Source organism: Leptolyngbya sp. CCNP1308, assembly GCF_034932455.1.
GTDB lineage: Bacteria > Cyanobacteriota > Cyanobacteriia > Phormidesmidales > Phormidesmidaceae > Nodosilinea.
In genome coordinates this window covers 91,250-110,106 of the sequence record NZ_JAYGIH010000106.1, presented here as the reverse complement: position 1 = coordinate 110,106, position 18,857 = coordinate 91,250, and the positions used below count along the sequence as shown (strand labels likewise).

Annotated in this window: 15 protein-coding genes and 1 tRNA gene; 9 read left to right on the top strand and 7 right to left on the bottom strand. The window is 56.6% G+C overall.

Annotated features, from left to right (window positions below; all coding sequences use genetic code 11):
• Nucleotides 1-151 precede the first annotated feature (151 nt).
• Together VB780_RS26960 and VB780_RS26955 are read left to right on the top strand one after the other, a co-directional pair.
• Nucleotides 152-2,290: an Rne/Rng family ribonuclease gene (locus tag VB780_RS26960; protein ID WP_323354278.1), complete on the top strand. Its 2,139-nt coding sequence runs from the start codon at nucleotides 152-154 to the stop codon at nucleotides 2,288-2,290.
• An 11-nt stretch (nucleotides 2,291-2,301) separates the two neighbouring features.
• The gene (locus tag VB780_RS26955) at nucleotides 2,302-2,898 is read left to right on the top strand and encodes a ribonuclease HII (protein WP_323354277.1); all 597 of its coding nucleotides are present in this window, start codon (nucleotides 2,302-2,304) and stop codon (nucleotides 2,896-2,898) included.
• A 47-nt stretch (nucleotides 2,899-2,945) separates the two neighbouring features.
• Here VB780_RS26955 and VB780_RS26950 read toward each other — a convergent pair whose 3' ends face one another.
• Nucleotides 2,946-3,320, bottom strand: a complete 375-nt coding sequence (locus VB780_RS26950) for a YccF domain-containing protein (RefSeq protein ID WP_323354276.1) — start codon at nucleotides 3,318-3,320, stop codon at nucleotides 2,946-2,948.
• A gap of 644 nt (nucleotides 3,321-3,964) precedes the next feature.
• Between VB780_RS26950 and VB780_RS26945 the strand changes: the two genes are divergently transcribed.
• Nucleotides 3,965-4,046, top strand: a tRNA-Leu gene (locus VB780_RS26945).
• 525 nt (nucleotides 4,047-4,571) lie between these two features.
• Here VB780_RS26945 and VB780_RS26940 read toward each other — a convergent pair.
• From VB780_RS26940 to VB780_RS26925, 4 genes are all read right to left on the bottom strand, one after another.
• Nucleotides 4,572-5,303, bottom strand: a complete 732-nt coding sequence (locus tag VB780_RS26940; protein ID WP_323354275.1) for a hypothetical protein — start codon at nucleotides 5,301-5,303, stop codon at nucleotides 4,572-4,574.
• A 685-nt stretch (nucleotides 5,304-5,988) separates the two neighbouring features.
• Complete coding sequence (locus VB780_RS26935) at nucleotides 5,989-6,264, bottom strand: DUF3143 domain-containing protein (protein WP_323354274.1); 276 nt, start codon at nucleotides 6,262-6,264, stop codon at nucleotides 5,989-5,991.
• Nucleotides 6,265-6,305: 41 nt separating this feature from the next.
• Nucleotides 6,306-6,914, bottom strand: a complete 609-nt coding sequence (locus VB780_RS26930; RefSeq protein WP_323354273.1) for a J domain-containing protein — start codon at nucleotides 6,912-6,914, stop codon at nucleotides 6,306-6,308.
• Nucleotides 6,915-6,962: 48 nt separating this feature from the next.
• Nucleotides 6,963-7,814, bottom strand: coding sequence for a hypothetical protein (locus tag VB780_RS26925; RefSeq protein ID WP_323354272.1), 852 nt, complete (start codon nucleotides 7,812-7,814; stop codon nucleotides 6,963-6,965).
• An 83-nt stretch (nucleotides 7,815-7,897) separates the two neighbouring features.
• Here VB780_RS26925 and VB780_RS26920 point away from each other — a divergent pair, with 83 nt between their 5' ends.
• Nucleotides 7,898-8,971, top strand: a complete 1,074-nt coding sequence (locus tag VB780_RS26920; RefSeq protein ID WP_323354317.1) for an NAD(P)/FAD-dependent oxidoreductase — start codon at nucleotides 7,898-7,900, stop codon at nucleotides 8,969-8,971.
• 7 nt (nucleotides 8,972-8,978) lie between these two features.
• On the opposite strand, the gene VB780_RS26915 is transcribed toward VB780_RS26920, so the two are convergent.
• Together VB780_RS26915 and gltB are read right to left on the bottom strand one after the other, a co-directional pair.
• Complete coding sequence (locus VB780_RS26915) at nucleotides 8,979-9,158, bottom strand: hypothetical protein (protein ID WP_323354271.1); 180 nt, start codon at nucleotides 9,156-9,158, stop codon at nucleotides 8,979-8,981.
• Nucleotides 9,159-9,460: 302 nt separating this feature from the next.
• A complete protein-coding gene (gene gltB / locus VB780_RS26910; protein WP_323354270.1) occupies nucleotides 9,461-14,158 on the bottom strand; it encodes a glutamate synthase large subunit in 4,698 nt (1,565 codons plus the stop codon).
• Nucleotides 14,159-14,623: 465 nt separating this feature from the next.
• On the opposite strand from gltB, the gene VB780_RS26905 reads away from it, so the two are divergent.
• The 5 genes from VB780_RS26905 to rpsG all read left to right on the top strand — a co-directional run bounded on the left by VB780_RS26905 (nucleotide 14,624) and on the right by rpsG (nucleotide 18,850).
• On the top strand, nucleotides 14,624-16,441 hold the full coding sequence (locus tag VB780_RS26905; RefSeq protein WP_323354269.1) for a phosphodiester glycosidase family protein: 1,818 nt from the start codon (nucleotides 14,624-14,626) through the stop codon (nucleotides 16,439-16,441).
• 293 nt (nucleotides 16,442-16,734) lie between these two features.
• The gene (locus tag VB780_RS26900) at nucleotides 16,735-17,154 is read left to right on the top strand and encodes a cupin domain-containing protein (RefSeq protein WP_323354268.1); all 420 of its coding nucleotides are present in this window, start codon (nucleotides 16,735-16,737) and stop codon (nucleotides 17,152-17,154) included.
• A gap of 115 nt (nucleotides 17,155-17,269) precedes the next feature.
• A complete protein-coding gene (locus tag VB780_RS26895) occupies nucleotides 17,270-17,659 on the top strand; it encodes an iron-sulfur cluster assembly accessory protein (RefSeq protein ID WP_323354267.1) in 390 nt (129 codons plus the stop codon).
• 141 nt (nucleotides 17,660-17,800) lie between these two features.
• Complete coding sequence (rpsL, locus tag VB780_RS26890) at nucleotides 17,801-18,175, top strand: 30S ribosomal protein S12 (protein WP_073606926.1); 375 nt, start codon at nucleotides 17,801-17,803, stop codon at nucleotides 18,173-18,175.
• Nucleotides 18,176-18,379: 204 nt separating this feature from the next.
• The gene (gene rpsG / locus VB780_RS26885; protein WP_317037501.1) at nucleotides 18,380-18,850 is read left to right on the top strand and encodes a 30S ribosomal protein S7; all 471 of its coding nucleotides are present in this window, start codon (nucleotides 18,380-18,382) and stop codon (nucleotides 18,848-18,850) included.
• Nucleotides 18,851-18,857: the final 7 nt, after the last annotated feature.

Sequence of the window (18,857 nt, the reverse complement as noted above, 5' to 3'; positions counted from 1 at the left end):
TTGTAATGAGCTTCATTGCCCAACTTTTGCAAACGAGTTTTCCGATCGCTCGGTGGCGGTGTTGACGTGGCTGGTGAATGGCCAAATCACCCACTCAGGGCGGGAAAAACAGACTTTATTCGCCCTGGTGAGCGTCGTATGAGGAATTTGGATGCCGAAGCAGATTGTTATTGCTGAGCAAAACCGGATCGCTGCGGTTTTTTCTGAAGATCAGATTCAAGAGCTAATTGTGGCCACCGGTAGCCACCAGGTTAGCGATATTTATTTAGGCACAGTAGAAAACGTGCTGCCCGGCATTGATGCCGCCTTCGTCAACATCGGCGACAGCGAGCGCAACGGCTTTATGCACGTCACCGACTTAGGCCCCTTAAAGCTTAAACGCAGCGCTGGCTCTATTACCGAGTTAGTCGTGCCCCAGCAAAAGGTGCTGGTGCAGATCATGAAAGAGCCCACAGGCAACAAGGGACCACGTCTAACCGGCAATGTTAGCCTGCCTGGGCGCTACCTGGTGTTGATGCCCTCGGGGCGCGGCGTTAACCTGTCACGGCGCATTCGCAGCGAGAGCGAGCGCAACCGCCTGAGAGCCCTAGCAATTTTGATCAAGCCGGCGGGCATGGGTCTACTGGTGCGCACCGAGGCTGAAGGCATCAGCGAAAATGCCATTATTGAAGACCTAGAAACCCTGCAAAAGCAGTGGGAAAGTATTCAGCAACAGGCCGTAAACACGCGCCCGCCGGCCCTGCTCAACCGCGATGACGACTTCATTCAGCGGGTGCTGCGCGACGCCTACAATGCCGAAGTTAACCGCATTGTGACTGACTCCAGCACCGGTATGAAGCGGGTGAAACAACACCTGGCTAACTGGAGCGACGGCCAAGTGCCCGCCGGGGTGCTGATCGATCACCACCGCGAACGCACTCCCATTCTGGAGTATTTCCGCGTCAACGCCGCCATTCGTGAAGCGCTCAAACCTCGGGTTGACCTGCCCTCCGGCGGCTACATTATCATCGAGCGCACCGAAGCGCTGACGGTGATTGACGTTAACTCTGGCTCCTTTACTCGCTCTGCAACGGCCCGTGAAACCGTGCTGTGGACTAATTGCGAAGCCGCCGCCGAGATTGCCCGCCAGTTACGCCTGCGCAATATTGCTGGGGTCATTGTCGTTGACTTTATCGATATGGACGCGCGGCGTGACAAGCTGCAAGTGCTCGAACACTTCACCAAAGCGCTGCGTTCTGACAAAGCTCGGCCCCAGATTTCTCAGCTGTCTGAACTGGGTCTTGTGGAGCTAACCCGCAAGCGCCAGGGGCAAAATATCTACGAGTTGTTTGGCCGTCCCTGCCCCACCTGCGGTGGGTTGGGGCACTTGGTACATCTGCCGGGTGAAGCTCCGGTAGACAGTAGCAATGATGTCGTTCCCAATGCTCTGCTTTCTGGGGCAAGCCCGGCCCCTCAGTCAGCACCGCTTCCCCTGGGCGACACTGGCGACTTTGATGGTCGTCCTGATCTGCAAGAGCTGGATTTGGGCAATCACCCTAGCTATCAAGATAAATCGGGCCGCGGTAACAACCGTCGCCGCCGCCGTCGTGACCCCTTGCCAACCCGAGGCAATGGTAAAGACGCGCCTGTGGTCAAAGAGAATGGGGCCGCCCTGGTCGAATTCAAAGAGACTACAGAATTAGCCACGCCGAACGTATCCCCCAGAGTTGAAGAGGAAAAAGCTTCTCCTCGGGGGCGCGGACGGACGGGAGGCCGAGTCGATTCGCAAAGCGATTTGGCTCGAAATCGCAAGTCCGCTGCTTCGCCCCAGGTCGTAACTGTGGAAATGACCTCTGACGAGCAGCGTATCTACGCCATGATGGGGATTTCGCCCATGGTGCTGTCGACTCAAGAGGTCACGGACCCTCGCAATACGATGGTGTCGGTGGTGCTGCCTGGTCAGGCTCCGCCAGAGATTGTGTCGATTACCGCTGGGGAGGCTTCAGCCGAGACTCCAGGGGAGGTTGCGGTGGTGGATATGGCTGAGCCAGAGCCTTCATCGCCCAAGCCGTCTCCTAAGCGCACCGTGCGCACCCGTTCGGCCCGCGCAAAGGCCCAGGAGGCTGACATAACAGATTCTGAGGCTGCATCATCATCTTCAGAGCTGGCGATCGAACCTGTCTCTAGGGCTGAATCGGACCCTATAGAAGTCATTCCCGAAGCGGAGCCAGAAGCGTCTAGCAGTGTGCGCCGCCGCCGCCGTCGTCGCTCTTCCTCCACTGGTGACGGTGGCGATGGTGGCGACGAATAGGCTGTGGCCCTGTGAATAATTGCGAGCATCTTCCGGACACTAAAATTGCTGGGGTAGACGAGGTGGGGCGGGGGTGCCTTTTTGGCCCGGTGGTGGCGGCTGCAGTAGTTCTGTCACCCCAGGCTGGCGAGCAGCTTCTAAGGCTGGGGGTGACTGACAGCAAGTGTCTGAGCCCCGTCCGCCGCGAAAGCTTAGTAGAGCCCATTCAACGACTGGCCACGGACTATGCCCTGGGGCTAGCTACCATCCACGACATTGATCGGCTGAATATTCTGCACGCCAGTCTCCTGGCGATGACTCGGGCGCTGCGCCGCCTCGACCCGCCGCCAGACCTCTGTTTAGTTGACGGCAACCAGCCTATTCAAAACCTAGGTTTGCCTCAGCAGACGGTGGTGCAGGGCGATCGCATCCACACCGAGATTGCCGCCGCCAGCATATTGGCTAAAGTATGGCGCGATCGCCTGATTGTGCGCCTCGATCGCCGTTACCCCGGCTACCACCTAGCCCGCAATAAGGGCTATGGCAGTGCTGCCCACCGCCTGGCGTTGCAAACTTTAGGGCCAACGCCCCAGCACCGCCGCTCTTTTAAGGGGTGTGGCTCAGTGTAAGCTGACCGTAGCTATGGCGCTCTCAGGGGCGATCTCTACAGCTGCAACTAGAGACGCTCAAAGCTTCTGCCAAAGGGAAACAGTGCCAGGGGCACCAGCTTGATGTGCTGTTTGGCAAACGGTAAACCAATCAGGGTAATAGCCAACAACACCGCATGAAATAGATGAACTAGAGCAATTTCCCAGCCAAAGAAAAATAGCCATGCCACATTCAGCACAATTTTTAGCGCACTGTTGGGGTTGCTGTCTTCCACCAGCTTGCGTCCAAAAGGTGTCATGGTGGCAGTACCCAGCTTGATGGCCTGCACCCCAAAAGGAATGCCAACAATTGTCAGACAGAGTACCAGCCCGCCCAGTATGTAGCCCAGCCCGGTTAAAAAACCGCCAAAGATCAGCCAAATAATGTTACCTAGCAAACTCATCGTCAGCTCCTAGAGGCGATCGCCCCGCTTTTATCTCTAGATTCAGAGTAGATCAAGCCAACTCGATCGATGGGCTCACCTTTACGGCTTGCAGTAAAGATTTCTGGGTAAATCGGCTTAAACACCGGGACATAGCGCAGATTAAGAGCAACTTTGGGGCCAATCAGGCAAAAACTGCTGATTCTGGTTTCCGGGCGACCATGGGGCCGTTGGCGGCAGCAACTTAGGATCATTACCTCTAGCTGATGGGGCGCTGCTTTGGATAGTTGACACGGGGCAATCTACCCTTGGCCTAGGCCTAAAGTTCGACCTCAGCCACCTGCAGCGCGATTCAACGTCTCCAACCCCGCTTCAGTCCCCCAGCATTCGACCAAACCCAGCGGCACCAGTTCCTTCAGGGTCTATTTCCTGGCTATTCCGACTGACCGACCTTCAACGCCGTACTGTTCCTGCGGATACAGCGTTGCACAACAGCGTATTTCAGCGCTGGCGAGGGCTAGGTGCTGGTTACCGCCCCAGCAATCTGCCCCCAGCATTGGTGGCCTAGCTCAACCCCTATATCTCCCTGAGCCAAGGATCTTTAAAAAGAACAGGTCGAAAAGTTCCCACAGCCCGCCGTTGTTTGCTATGCTTAATCACCGAACGCGGATGTGGCGGAATTGGTAGACGCGCTAGATTTAGGTTCTAGTGTCTTCGGACGTGAAGGTTCAAGTCCTTTCATCCGCATAGTTATTGCTCTCTTGAGCTCTAGACCGACAGCGCTGAGTTGCTACCGGCCTAGAGCTTAAGAGAGCATTCTTTTGGCGACAGTGCTCAATGTAAGGATTCAAGATAGTGCTGGTCAGCTACCTGAGTATGGCGTTGATCAAGGTGCCTCAAGCTGGACGATAGCCAGTGAGTTTTCAGATAGGGTATTGCAACCCGACTTTCCTAAGCAGTACTGCACCGCCCAGAGCTGCTACTAGAGATTTAATGATCGACAAATTTTTACTACACTAAGCTGTAGTTTTGGAGCCTCATCCGATACCAAATCCGAATCACACAACCCCGATTCCCAGCAGGCGAAACCGTAGGAGAAAATTGCATTTGCCCAGAGGAATTGGGGGTTAGCCAAGTAGGATTTAGTATGAGTGGCCTGAGAGAGGAATTAGGTTAGTTATTTCCGTCTGCTTACCCAAACCATAGTCATAAAAAACTGCTCTAGGCAAATGCTTAGAGCAGTTATAAAGCAATTATTTTGATTAGAAACTCCTAGGCTTTAGAAATTGTATTTAGCCTAGTCTGGCTTGATCTTAACTCGAAAGAATTATTGAGGGCGAACGGAATCCAGGCAAAGGAAAGCAGGAATTCACCGATTTCATCTAGCATGAAAAGCTCTAGCATTCCTAGATTCAGAGCTCTTGGAACAATCATAAATACAATTGAAAGTGTTACGAGCCATATTGTGTTAAGCGGAAAAATCGGCACACCCAACTGGACGTAGAGCTGACTCATTCTCTGGTTTAGCCGATTGCTAATCGGAATTAGAAAACAGAAAAGACCTACAAAAGCAACACCTACGGTTCGAACATACTGGTGAATGCCATCAATGTTGTGGATATTAAACTCATTTTGCACGTTCACAGCATTGAGAGACTCAGGGGTCACGATGCCAAAAATTCGCTGTCCCCAGCTGATTTCTTCTCCGCCAACCAGGAACATGAGAACCGCAAAAAACAGGCACCAAAATCGGAGAGGGGCGGGTTTATTTTTAAAGCCAATCGCAAAGATGGCTGCTGCACAAAAATAGAAACCTGCGCTTAGATTTTCAAGCGGCCCGTCTTCCATAAAAAGAAAGTTCAGATCAGTGTTGCTGTGGCCAGCTAAGAAAATGCTAAATAAATTAGTGGCCAGCAGTGCTACGAGAAAGTTCAGCCAAATATCGTAATTCCTCTGGTCAATTTTTTTTTGAATCTTAGGTTGAGAGGCGTTGTGGACTGTCATGGCTCCTCCTTGATGAATACTGGAAAAGTATCAATAAAGCTCTCAGTGAATGCACGCTTGTAAGGGCTGTACTCTCTACGGAAAGTTTCCGTTGCGCTGAAAATGCACCGTTTAACTGCCCAGTTATTTGAAGCATCTGTAGATTTACGGAGGAATTGTCTCTATAGCCCTAAACTCGCCTGCTGGAGAAAGTCTGTAATGCAGGATTAAGGGTTAGACAACCCTCCATAACCTAAATGTCGGCTTTATTTCACCTTGGGTTAACCTAAATTTAATCATAGAGCCTTGGCTACAGTGTGATGCTCCCGTAAATATGAGCCGAGGAAATATCTAGGACATGTGAAAATACGCAGATGAATAAATATCCATCTGCGTGGTTCTACTGAGTGGATGAAGCTGCTGTGTCTTAGGCACCCTGTAGCAGGCGAGGGACTGTCTGCTTGACACAAGGCCTGAAGGCTTGAGAAATACCTTGCTTTGAAGCTGAAGCCTGTCGCTAATTAGCTGGCGCTAAAAGGCCTGTTCTAATGGGCTTTTGGATGATACCTCTGACGAGGAAGTAGGGGTTCCTAGAGATGCATCAGGCGGGCGGGCGAGAAGATGAGTCTGCGTCTCTGCGCCAGTTGGGCAAGCTGCTGGATTGACCTTGGTAGCTCAGCTTTAGTATTTGGTAACGAGCCTGGCCTTAAGGCCCAGAAAAAATGGCTTCTTCTAAATCTTGTCGGCTTAAGGAATATTTGAAGACTCGCTGGATGTCTTTTTCGGCGGGCCCGGCGCTAATGTAGCGCACCACGATGCAGTCTGTCTCGAGCAAAATCTCGGCTTCCCAGCGAGGACGTACGATATGCCAACAGTGGAGGGTGTCGCTGCTGTCTTGGGTGCAACCATACTGTCGCAGCCAGGCTTCGATGTCGGGCAGCGGATAGTTGTAAAGCGGGGTAGTCGCAGAGGGAAGTGCCATGGCCGTAGATTAAGGAACAATAAATGGCTGTAATGTCTTGACTAGAGCCAGGTGGGGGGTGCAGAGCTTAAGGACCGTGGCACAGGCGGTATGTCTGGCGGAGCGGGGAGGCTGGGGGCGGCATTTCCTGGTGATGGGTTTTCTCCTCGCGCTTGAGCTGGAGCTGCTTCGATCTCAGGCGTGGACTTTTCGAGGGGAAGGGCTAGATCGGCGGTATAGTCTCCTCGGGTTAGGCTGACCGTAACGACTAAGGCTAGGCAGGCTACAAAGGTGAGCCCTAAAATAAATAGGGCAAAAATTTCTCCGGCAGAGAGGGGGCGATCGGTCGGATCGAGGTACATGTTAGCGGGCTCTCGCCGCTGGGGTGTTGCTGGCCGGCTGAGCGGCTCTAAGGGCTGCATAACTGATATGCGAGAATACCCAACCTGCTGATCGTAGGCCCAGCGGCGATCGGGGCTACTGAGAATAGCATAGGCTTCGTTGAGCTGCTGAAACTTTTCAGTTGCTTCGATGGCGGGTAAGTCTGTGGTGTCAGGGTGGTAGAGCTTGCTAAGGTCGCGAAAGGCACGTCGAATTTGCTGAGGGCTAGCGGTGGGCTTCACCCCTAATTGGTCATAGTGGGTTTTAGGTCTCGGATTTGCGTCAGGCATGGCATCCCACTGGCAGGGCAATTAGCTACGGGCATAGGCTGGTCACTCTTAGCCAGGAGCTAAGTCCCAATCGTCGAAGGAGCGCGTTAGACGAATCTGAGCCAGGGTAAATACGACAGGGATAACCCGGCCATAGTTGGTGGCGATCGCTCGCCAGCCTAAGTCAGCTAAAAACCAGCCCCATAGGGCAGGCCCTAGCACTGAAAATACGGCTCGAGTAGCTCCGTAACGAGCTGCACTAGCGGCTACCCCTCGGGAGGCCATGCGCAGGGCAAACCGCTGGTGAACTTGGGTTAGCACCGTGCCGCCTCCTTTGATCACGGCCTGCCGGGTCACTTCATAGCGGGCCATATGGAAGGCCATTTGTCGAGCGATATGCTGAAGTAGCCAAGGCTGTAGGACGGCGCTAATTGCTAGGGCACTGCTGCCTTTGGCCAATAGTCTGAGGGGGTTGGCCTGAAGGTCAAGGGGCAAGGATTGAAACTGAGCTGACTTCTGTAGAGAGGTTTGAACGGATTGCTGAAGGCGATCGCGCTCTGTTTTTGGCAGCTTATTGAGGTTGCTGCGAAGCAGGTGTAAAAACACCTCTGCCTCTAAATCATCGGTTGACCAAGTAGTGGCGTAGGGCACCTTGAGATAGTGACAAACCTGAATCAGTGCCTGGCGATAGCTGACTTGCTGGCTCTGGCCATTGATCACCGTTAGCCCATCCGCCGCCAAAAACCGAAAGCGCTGCTCTAATCGGTCGAGCCACTGCTGCCTTGTGCCGCTCTGTACTGTCAGTGGGTCAGCCTTTTGCAGATAATCTAGCGGGTTGAATCGGGGCCGAAACAGCATTTCTGTCAGGGCTTCAAGTTCTTCATCTGTTGCTAGCTCCAGGGCAGACCGCAGCTCATCCACTGGGCATCACCATATTTAAAAACTGTCTTACATTTTTACACAATTCCCCGAGATAGGATGTTGGGCAACGGCTACTCACCAAAATTTGGCAAGAAATAGATATGGAAGATGTGGTGGTCATCGGGGCAGGAATCAGTGGGCTAACGGCGGCCCATAAGCTCCAGAAATCTGGCTACCGGGTGCTAGTCGTTGACAAGTCTCGCGGACTGGGGGGACGCTTAGCAACTCGCCGTGTCGGTTCTACTGCCATAGACCATGGCTGCCGGTATTTAAAGCCTTTTGCTGACTCCGCCCTTAGCCCCATCCCGTCGCTGTTGCAGTCGGGTGTACTCCAGCCCTGGCGGCCTGAAACCTTTGCCCTAGAGGCAGATGGCTCCTTAAGCGCAACGTCAACCGAGACGTTGTATACGGCACCCAAGGGTATGAGCGCGATCGCTAAAGCTTTGGCATCAGGGCTCTCTATTCACCGACACTGGCGTGCTACAGCGCTGACTCGGCTTCCCCATGGTTGGCAGATTGAAGGTGAAGCTTTAAGCGCAGATAGCTTCAATCAACCTAGCTCGATTGAAGCTAGGGCTGTGGTTGTGGCTCTTCCCGCTGCGCAAGCCGCCGCCCTGCTGGATAAAGCGGCGCGACAAAATGGAGACATTGAGCGACTATTGGAACAGCTTCAGACCGTAGAGTTTGAACCCGCCATTACCGTAATGGCTGGGTTCAGTCTTAACCAATCTGCCAGCCTTTCTATTCAAAAAACGTCCGACGGCTGGATGGTTGCCAGTGATACTCACCCAGTGCTGCGCTGGGCCGCCTTAGACAGCAGCAAGCGCACCGACCCGCAAGAGTCGGTGGTGGTGGTGCACAGCAGCCCAGCTTTCGCCGCCAACAACATCGATCGCTCCGATCTAGAGTCCGTTGGCCAAGAATTGTTGGCCGCTACGGCGGAGAGTTTAGCGGCGTGGATCGGTTCCCCCACCTGCATGCAGATTCACCGCTGGCGCTACGGCTTTGTGCGCCAGCCCTTGGGAGCTTCTGTGCTCAGTTCACCAGTCCTGCCCAACTTCGTGGGCTGTGGCGACTGGTGCCTGGGGAAAAATGTAGAAGGCGCGATCGCCTCAGGCGATCGCGCTGCCAAACTCATCGCTGCCGCTTTGAAATAGCGTTAACTTAAGCGTTGTTGTTGGAGTAGTCGCTATTCTCTTTGTCTTCGCTGTTGTCCTCATCTGTTGCGCCGGTATTGTTGCGGCGGAAGAAGCGCTGGTTACCCGTCCGCTTCTTGCGGAATTTGCGGGCATAGGCCTGATTGCGTAGAGCTTTTTCTTTTTTGGGGTTGCGACGCTTAGACATTCAATAACCTCAGACAACAGGGCAGACGAGATCAGTAAACAAGGACACGGCACCTACAGCAGGGATATAACCCTGGCTTCAGGCTTAAGAAGACCTTTGAAGGCCGATAAAATCTCAAGCCAGACGATCTGCCCGCACCGGCATTCGTTACCCACGACATGCCAAAACTAGAGATCTACCTTAGCACAAAGGCATACCAGGCCTGCCCGCTATTTTGATTGGGCTGGAACAAAGGGGCGAGCGGGTGAGCAATAGAGGTTCAGCGTGAAACGGCAGAAGGGACTGCCGTTTCACGCTGAGCACTACGACTGCCTGGAACTCAGGACTTTCTCTGCCCCTGTCGTATCGGGGTTGGCTTCTGGCGTATCGGCCTCAGAGGGCGGCACCACCTGCCAGAATTTGGGCAGATAGTCGTGCCAGTTGGCGAGCACCGTTTTGGCCTTAGGGCTGCCGGTGTGGGCCAGGTGGGCCTCAATGAGTGCTTTGAGCTGGGCTTCCCCAGCGGGGGTGATGACCCGCTGAACCTTGACGATTTCGGGGTTGACTCGCACCGGAAAGCCGCCGGTTTCATCTAGGAAATAACCCAGGCCGCCGGTCATGCCCGCGCCCACATTACGACCGACTGGCCCCAGCACCACGACCACGCCACCGGTCATATATTCACAGCAGTGATCCCCAGCGCCCTCGATCACGGCTTGCCCCTTCGAATTGCGCACGGCAAATCGCTCTCCAGCGGTACCCAGCGCATAGAGGGTGCCGCCTGTTGACCCGTACAGACAGGTGTTGCCAATAATCACGTTGGTGGAGGGATCGTAGGTGATGCCGACCGGGGGCTTAACCACGATTTCGCCGCCGTGCATGCCTTTGCCGACATAGTCGTTAGATTCGCCCACCAGGGTTAGGGTCATGCCGGGCAGGTTAAAGGCTCCGAAACTCTGGCCGGCGCTGCCTTCAAAGGTCAGGTTGAGCTGTCCTTCAAACCCACTGTTGCCATACTTTTCGGCGATCGCCCCGGCAACCCGCGCGCCCACGGTGCGATCGGTATTGACCACGGCGTAGGTTTTAGTCGCCGTGCTCTGGGTTTGAATCGCCCGCTGAATGTCGGCATCGGCCAGCATGTCGTCGTCGAGCACAGGGCCGTTGCTGTGGACGGCTTCGTGCTGGAGCCAGGCGCGATCGCCCCGCCCGTCGGGCAGATTCATCAGGGTGGTTAGATCGAGGTGACTGGTTTTGGCCAGGGTAACGTCGGCCCGAGCCTTGAGCAGGTCGGCCCGGCCTACGATGTCGATTAGAGAGGTATAGCCCAGGCGGGCTAGCAGCGATCGCACCTCTTCGGCAATGTAGAAGAAGAAGTTCACTACGTGCTCGGGCACGCCGGTAAACCGCTGGCGCAGCTCTTCTTTTTGGGTGGCGACCCCCACCGGGCAGTTGTTGGTGTGGCAGACCCGCGCCATAATGCAGCCCTCGGCGATCATGGCGATGGAGCCAAAGCCAAATTCCTCGGCCCCCATGAGGGCACCCATCACCACGTCCCAGCCGGTCTTGAGGCCGCCGTCAACGCGCAGGGTGACGCGATCGCGCAGCTCGTTGTCCATCAGCACCTTGTGCACTTCGGTGAGGCCCAGCTCCCAGGGCACCCCGGCGTGCTTAATGGAGCTGAGCGGCGAGGCCCCGGTGCCACCGTCGTGGCCCGACACCTGAATCACATCGGCGTTGGCCTTGGCGACCCCGGCGGCGATGGTGCCGATCCCTACCTCTGACACCAGCTTCACCGACACCCCGGCCTTGGGGTTGATCTGGTGCAGGTCAAAAATGAGTTGGGCCAGGTCTTCAATGGAGTAGATGTCGTGGTGAGGCGGCGGTGAGATCAGTGCCACGCCGGGCTTGGAGCGGCGCAGCATGGCGATGTAGGAACTCACCTTTTTACCGGGCAGTTGCCCTCCTTCGCCGGGCTTAGCCCCCTGGGCCAGCTTGATTTCAATCTGGTCGGCGTGCATTAGGTACTCGGGGGTGACCCCAAACCTGCCCGAGGCCACCTGCTTAATGGCGGAACTGGCGGTGTCGCCGTTCTTCAAGCCCCGCAGGTGGGGGAAAGTAGGAGAATTGCCCTCGCCATCCACATCGGAGAGCACTTTGAATCGCACGGGGTCTTCGCCCCCTTCGCCAGAGTTCGACTTGCCGCCGATGCGGTTCATGGCCACCGCTAGCACCTCGTGGGCCTCGCGCGACAGCGCTCCTAAGGACATGCCCCCGGTGCAGAAGCGGCGCATAATCGCCTCTGCTGACTCTACTTGGTCGATGGCAATAGGCTGGCGATCGCTCTCAAAATCCAGCAAATCCCGCAGGGCGCTGAGCGGACGATTTTCGAGCTGAGCGCGGTACAGCTCGTAGTGGTCGTACTGGCGATCGGCCACCGCCTTGTGCAGCAGTTTGCTCATGGCGGGGTTATTCATGTGGTATTCCCCGCTGGGCCGCGACTGCACAAAGCCCATATTTTGCAGGCGCTTAGCCGACAGTTCGGGGAATGCCCGCTGGTGGAAACGAATCGTCTCCTGAGCCAAATCTACGACGGAAAGGCCGCCCAACCGTGAGGTGGTACCCCGAAAGGCTAAATCCAGCAGGTCAGGGCCGATGCCGATGGCTTCAAAAATCTGTGCGCCTCGGTAGCTGGTAATCAGCGAGATGCCCATCTTCGAGAGAATCTTCAGCAGGCCCGCATCCACGGCCTTGCGGTAGTTGTCTTGGGCACCGTTGAGGGTTGTTACCGGCAGCTTGCCGGTTTCCATCAGCTTTTGGGTGCGGCTGTCGGCCCACCAGTGGCGCACCGACTCCAGCGCCAGGTAGGGGCACACCGCGCTGGCGCCATAGCCAATCAGGCAGGCAAAGTGGTGAGTGCTCCAGCACTGGGCCGTATCAACTACCAGGGAGGCGCGCATGCGCAGCCCGTCGCGAATCAAATGGTGATGTACGGCTCCCACCGCTAGCAGAGGGGGAATGTAGCTGACGTCGGCACTGAGGGGGGCCGTATTGCCCTGGGCGTCAACGCGATCGCTCAGTACCAGAATGGTCTTACCGGCTTTGACGGCTTCGTCGGCGCGATCGCACAGAGCCGCCACCGCCTTCGCCAGCCCCGCTGGACCAGCCGCGATGTCATACAGCGTGGATAGGGTAGCCGTGGCAAAGCCCGATCCGTGGATGTGCTCTAGCTCCACCTCATTGATCACCGGGCTCTCTAGCTTGAGCAGCTTGGCATGCTCAGGCTGCTCATTTAGCAGGTTGCCCTGGGCTCCTAGCTGGGTAGACAGGGACATTACTAGCCGCTCGCGCAGGGGGTCAATGGCGGGGTTAGTGACCTGGGCAAAGCGCTGCTTAAAGTAGTCGTACAGCAGGTGGGGCTTGTCTGAAAGCACCGCGTGGGGCGTGTCGTCGCCCATACAGAAGGTAGGCTCTTTACCCTGGGCCGCCATGTCTTGGATGATCATGTCCACATCTTCGACGGTGTAGCCAAAGGCGCTCTGCTGGCGCAATAGGGCTTCGGCAGGGTAGAGGGTCGCCTCCGTAAACAGCTGGGGCTGCACCTCAGCCCGGTTGTCCTTGAGCCACTGACCGTAGGGTTGCCGCGTGGCGACCCGCTGCTTAATCGCCCAGTTTTTGAGAATTTCCTGGCGATGCAGATCGACCGCAATCATTTGGCCGGGGCCCAGGCGACCTTTCTCTAGGATGTCGCCTGGGGCCACATCGAGCACCCCGGCTTCCGACGACACCATCAGCAGATCGTCCTTGGTGACCACGTAGCGAGCCGGGCGCAGACCGTTGCGATCGAGGGTGGCCCCGACCTGGGTGCCATCGCTAAAGACAATCAGGGCTGGGCCATCCCAGGGCTCTTGCAGGCCGCTGTAATAGTCGTAAAAGTCGGTAATTTCGGGATAGGCGTCCAGCTCGGGTTGGTTGTTGTAGGCCTCGGGCACCATGATCATCAGGGCTTCCTGGGGAGAACGACCCGATCGCACCAGCAGCTCCATGACGTTGTCGAGGTTGGCGGAGTCGCTGTTCTCGGCGTTGACGATGGGCTTAAGCAAATCAAAGCGATCGCCCCACACCGGATGGTAGAGATCGGCCTGGCGCGCCACCATCCAGTTGATGTTGCCCACCAGGGTGTTGATTTCGCCGTTGTGACCCAGCAGCCGCATGGGGTGGGCCAGGGGCCACTTGGGCATGGTGTTGGTGCTAAACCGGCGGTGATATACCGCAAAAGAACTGACGTAGTCGGGATCGCGTAGATCCTCATAAAAGGCCGCCAGCACCGCCGATCGCACCATGCCCTTGTAAACAATGGTGCGGCAGGAGCAGGAGCACACGTAAAACTCCTTCAGCTCAGCCACGACGGCCGCCGCTAGCTCACCGGGATGGGTGGCAGCATTGGCCACCAGATGCAGCACCTGGCGACGCACCAGATAGAGCCGCCGCTCTAGGTCTTCATCGGTTTCCCCCGCCGAGGCGATAACCAGCTGCTCAATGCGAGGCTGGTACTGCTTCGCCAAGGCTCCCAACACGTCAGGCCGCACAGGCACAGTGCGCCAACCCACCACGCTCAGCCCTTCGTCTTTGATCACCTGATTAAAGGTGTCGCGCACAAAGTCGGCGGCCTCGTCATGGTTAGGTAAAAAAATCATGGCTACGCCCGTGCGATCGCTCGCCAGCGCCCCGTAACCTTGCTCTGCCGCCCAGCGATTCAGCACGGCCCACGGAATCGCCGTCATTACCCCGGCTCCGTCGCCAGAGTCCTGGTCGGCGCAGCAGCCTCCCCGGTGCTCCATGCAGTCGAGGGCGGCAAGGGCTTTGGCTACCAAATCGTGGCTAGCGCGATTCTGGCGATCGGCCAAAAAGCCTACGCCGCAGGCATCGCGTTCTTCAACTAGCGACTTCGGCCCCCAGTTTGGCCATGTAGAGCGGGTGTGCTGCTGAGGTTGATAGGGTTGATTCACAGGTGTACGTCCCATGGCAGAGGAGAACAACGAAGGGGTGGTAAAAGTAGAGCAACAAATTTAGCTGGGAGGACTAGCCTAGCAGCACGCATCACAAAGCAAACTGGCAGAGTCTTTAACTCGTCTAGTGCGGCCTAAAAACCGGGCCAGAAACGAGCCTCTGACCCAGTTCGATTCGAGAAACCTAGGGCAGGCGTAGGGGCAACGCCCGTGTCTTGGTCAATTCACATGCCTTTCCCAGGGAACCAAGAGCAATAGCCCCAGTCATAAATCATTGGCGCACTCAGCGCTGTATCAGTAATTTACAGACTTTATCAGTAGTTTACAAACCTTAGGCTCACCATGTAGTCCCAGCTTCTTAGAATTAGGCGGCGGTAACGGTAGCGATTGTTTCAAAAACCTGCCAAAACTGCGCTTGAGGGCTCGGCAATTTGCCGCGCCAGCCGATACACCCCAGACCCATTCATCCCAATTATTCCTATGGTTAGATGGCCGGCCTTAGCCCCGTTGTTTGCTCGGTCTTGCTCAAGGCATCACCGGATTGCGGGGGGCTGGATCGGCGTCAGCCTGATCGGCGCGATCGCCCCCTGGCCCGTTCTCGCCATCCCTCCTGTCGTGCCCTCCGCCGAGGTCAGCCCTGCCAATGCTGCCGTCACCACCCCAGCCCAGGGCCAAACTCTGACGCTCAATGGCCGTCAGGTTTCCATCCCCTGGGTGGTCGTCGATGGCCAGATTGGCCTGGCCGACTACGGTTTGACCGAGCACCTGGGGGCCACGCTCCTCAGCACGGGTGATCCCATGCAGCAGCCGGTGCAGTGGTTTACCGATCCGGGGAACCCGATAGAGCTAGCTGCTTGGCTTCAGGACGGTTACCGGTTCCTCGATATTGGGCCTCTGGCCGAACGCCACGGCTGGCAGGTGCAGCCTGGGGGTGGCAACCTACAGCTCTCCACCCCCCCGGCCCAAGTCGTCGCTCTGCGCCGAGTCCCTCAGCCCGGCGGCGAACAGCTAATTGTAGAGCTATCGGGCCCGGCGCCCGCGTCGCTGGCTGACAGCGGCGATGCCCTCAACCTCACTCTGGGGGCCACCGCTGATGCTCGGGTCATTGGATCTGCGATCGCCTCCCCCGCCGGAGCCTACCTAGGGGCGTTGACCGTTACCCCGACTATTGGCGGCCTTCGCCTCCAGGCCAGCGCCAGCCACCCGCCTCACCTCATCACCCAGGCTAATCCCAATCAAATCGTCATCGATGTGCGGGCCGATAGCCTTCAACCCCATAGCATCGCCTGGGCTCCGGGCGTGCGCTGGCAGCAGCGGTATGTCTCTGTAGCCGGGCAGCCGTTTCCCGTTTACTACTTACAAATTGACCCCACCCAGGCTAGCCTGCGCCCCATCTGGACTGACCCCACCGCCGCGGTGGGCACCGCCCCCCTAACCACCATTGCCCAGCGCTGGCAGGCTAGTGCCGCCATCAATGCCGGGTTTTTCAACCGCAACAATCAATATCCCCTTGGGGCCGTGCGCGCCAGTAACACTTGGATTTCAGGCCCCATCCTCAGCCGTGGCGTGGTCGGGTGGAATGAGCAGGGTCAGGTGCGTATGGAGCGCCTGGCCCTACAGCAAACCCTCACCACTGCCAGCGGGCAGCGCTTTTCGGTACTGGCCATTAACAGCGGCTACGTGCAGGCGGGCATTGGTCTCTATACCCCCGCCTGGGGAGCCACCTATCGCCCTGTGATTGAGAGCGAAACCGTAGTCACGGTGGTGGATGGTATAGTCACAGCCCAACAACCCGCCAGCACGATTGACCCTGGGGGACTCCCGATTCCCCCCAACGGCTATCTGCTGGCGCTGCGATCCTATGCTACTGCTGCCCAGGCCCTGCCACCGGGGCAGCAGGTTTCCATCGCCTCTGACCTGCTACCGGCGACGATGGCTCCTTTTCCCAACCTAATTGGCGGTGGCCCGCTGCTAGTTCGCGATCGCACCCTCGTGCTCAATGCCCAGCTAGAGCAGTTCAGCGCTGCCTTTGGCACCCAGGCTGCTCCCCGCAGCGCCATCGGGCTCACCGCCACTGGTGAAATTTTACTGGTAGCCGTTCACAACAGCCCCCTGGGCTCCGGCCCGACCCTCGACCAGCTAGCTCAAATCATGCTCCAGCTCGGCAGCACCGACGCCCTCAACCTAGACGGCGGCAGCTCCGCCAGCCTGTACCTGGGTGGGCGACTGATCAATCGCTCCCCCCGCACCGCCGCCCGAGTAAACAATGGTATTGGGCTGTTTTTCCCCCAGCCCTAGAGCCAAATTGCCCTTGTGTATACCGCCAATGCATACCGCCAAATTCTTTAACAACCTCAAACCGGTATAAAGAATCTATGTTTTTGCCTCCTATCCTGCCCAAATCCTCCGCTCTGCCCGAGGGCAATTGTTAGACTATTGCCTGAAAACTTAGCCCGAGCCCGGTGCATCGTGAAACTCTTGGGCCCAAGCAAAAGTCTGATAGCAATGGGCACCATAGGACAATGCGGTTCCCCCGAGTCGCCTATTCTGCCGCAGTCTTATACGTTCAGGTTCTAGGAGAATTTATTGTTATGACAACACTGCAAGAGTCAATTCAGCCCACCGCGCTGGCCCTCGCTACCAGCAACGGCAAAGAAATTGCTGAAACCGGTCTGCGCCCCTGGGGATCCTACACGGTGCTCGAAGAGGGGCGGGGTTACAAAATCAAGCGAATTGAGGTCAAGCCGGGTCACCGCCTTAGCTTGCAGATGCACCACCACCGCAGTGAGCACTGGATTGTAGTCTCTGGCACCGCCAAGGTGGTCTGTGGTGAAGCCGAAATCCTGCTGTCCACCAATCAGTCTACCTACGTACCTCCCTGCACCCAGCACCGTCTAGAAAATGTAGGCGTTATCCCCCTCGTGCTCATTGAGGTGCAAAACGGCGAATACCTTGGCGAAGACGATATTGTCCGCTTCCAAGACGACTACTCTCGGGCCGAAACTCTCTAGGTTTTGATCTCGCTAACTCTCCTGGCTTTTGTCTGGCTCAATCAGCTCAATAGGGGGACGGCGGTAGTGCTAAGCTCAGCATTACCGCCGGTTTTTTCTTTGCCACGCATTTCCCATGGTTCAAATTCGCCCCGCCGCCGCCCAAGAACTCAAGCGACTGCTGCGTCGGCACAATGCCCAGAGCCCAGGGCATTCGCCCCAAATTTACCTTGCCCTTGAGCCAGGGGGCTGTGCCGACTGGACCTATCGCCTAACCGCAGAAGCCACGCCTCAAGAATCGCTGGACACCCTAGCCTGCGGCGACATTAGCCTGGCGGTACCTAGCGGTCAAATGGACTTAGTCAAAGACCTCACCATCGATTACGCCGAAGATTTAATGGGCGGCGGGTTTCGATTTGTTAACCCCTTGGCCCAGCGCACCTGCGGCTGTGGCAATGCCTTTGCCATAACGGTCGATGCCCCAGTTACCCAAGACTGCACCGCCGCCCATTTGCCAACGCCCTAGGCAATCTAGACGCTTAAAAAGCAATGCTCTAGATCCCGTAGGTGCTGTAGATGACAGTATTTGACCAAAGCTTCTTCAGAGTGCTAGCATTAGACCTTGTGAAAACTCGAGTTTTATCAGCCGTAGCAGCAGAAGCATCCTATGCCCACGATTCAGCAACTCATTCGGAGTGAGCGCCAGAAAGCCGACAAAAAGACCAAATCCCCGGCCCTCAAGAGCTGTCCGCAGCGACGGGGAGTCTGTACCCGCGTGTATACAACCACTCCCAAGAAGCCCAACTCAGCTCTGCGGAAAGTAGCTAGGGTGCGTCTGACCTCTGGGTTTGAGGTCACTGCCTACATACCCGGTATCGGCCATAATTTGCAAGAGCACTCCGTGGTCATGATTCGCGGCGGCCGGGTCAAAGATCTTCCCGGTGTTCGCTACCACATTATCCGCGGCACCCTTGACACCGCTGGCGTAAAAGATCGCCGTCAGGGGCGTTCCAAGTACGGAGCCAAGCGTCCTAAGTCCTAGGACGGACTGAGGTTATTGAATTGCTCTACAGCTTGTATATGGTTGGATGTATTGGTTTTAGCTTGAGCCTCTCATCCACTCTGTCTCAGGCTGCTAGCGATTGTGACTTGGTCTTTCTCGTCTCCCTTAGTCAAGCGCTCTCTTAGCTGAGCATTGAGTCCGTTTTGTCCGCATAGCTAGCCTTCAATCACTGGAATTTGAATCATGTCTCGCCGTACCGTCATCCAGAAGCGCCCGATTCCGCCAGATTCTGTCTACAACAGCCGCCTCATTACCATGATGAGCCGTCGTCTCATGACTAGCGGCAAGAAGTCTTTGGCCGACAAGATTATCTACAACTCCTTTGGCATTATCAAAGAGCGTAGCGGTGGCGATCCTCTGGATGTGTTTGAGCGGGCCGTACGGAATGCGTCTCCTCTGGTGGAGGTAAAGGCTCGTCGTGTAGGGGGTGCTACCTATCAGGTACCGATGGAGGTTCGGTCTGAGCGCAGCGTTGCGCTGGCTCTCCGCTGGCTGACACAGTTTGCCCGTCAGCGTCCTGGCAAATCGATGGCTATCAAGCTCGCCAATGAGCTGATGGATGCTGCCAACGAGACGGGCGGTGCCGTGCGCAAGCGCGAAGAGACCCACCGCATGGCAGAAGCAAACAAAGCCTTCGCCCACTATCGCTACTAAGCTGAAG

Coding starts and splice junctions, on each gene's coding strand:
- VB780_RS26960 (WP_323354278.1), top strand. CDS start 152: ATGCCGAAGCAGATTGTTATTGCTGAGCAAAACCGGATCGCTGCGGTT.
- VB780_RS26950 (WP_323354276.1), bottom strand. CDS start 3,320: ATGAGTTTGCTAGGTAACATTATTTGGCTGATCTTTGGCGGTTTTTTA.
- VB780_RS26940 (WP_323354275.1), bottom strand. CDS start 5,303: ATGACAGTCCACAACGCCTCTCAACCTAAGATTCAAAAAAAAATTGAC.
- VB780_RS26935 (WP_323354274.1), bottom strand. CDS start 6,264: ATGGCACTTCCCTCTGCGACTACCCCGCTTTACAACTATCCGCTGCCC.
- VB780_RS26930 (WP_323354273.1), bottom strand. CDS start 6,914: ATGCCTGACGCAAATCCGAGACCTAAAACCCACTATGACCAATTAGGG.
- VB780_RS26915 (WP_323354271.1), bottom strand. CDS start 9,158: ATGTCTAAGCGTCGCAACCCCAAAAAAGAAAAAGCTCTACGCAATCAG.
- gltB (WP_323354270.1), bottom strand. CDS start 14,158: ATGGGACGTACACCTGTGAATCAACCCTATCAACCTCAGCAGCACACC.
- VB780_RS26905 (WP_323354269.1), top strand. CDS start 14,624: ATGGTTAGATGGCCGGCCTTAGCCCCGTTGTTTGCTCGGTCTTGCTCA.
- VB780_RS26900 (WP_323354268.1), top strand. CDS start 16,735: ATGACAACACTGCAAGAGTCAATTCAGCCCACCGCGCTGGCCCTCGCT.
- VB780_RS26895 (WP_323354267.1), top strand. CDS start 17,270: ATGGTTCAAATTCGCCCCGCCGCCGCCCAAGAACTCAAGCGACTGCTG.
- rpsL (WP_073606926.1), top strand. CDS start 17,801: ATGCCCACGATTCAGCAACTCATTCGGAGTGAGCGCCAGAAAGCCGAC.
- rpsG (WP_317037501.1), top strand. CDS start 18,380: ATGTCTCGCCGTACCGTCATCCAGAAGCGCCCGATTCCGCCAGATTCT.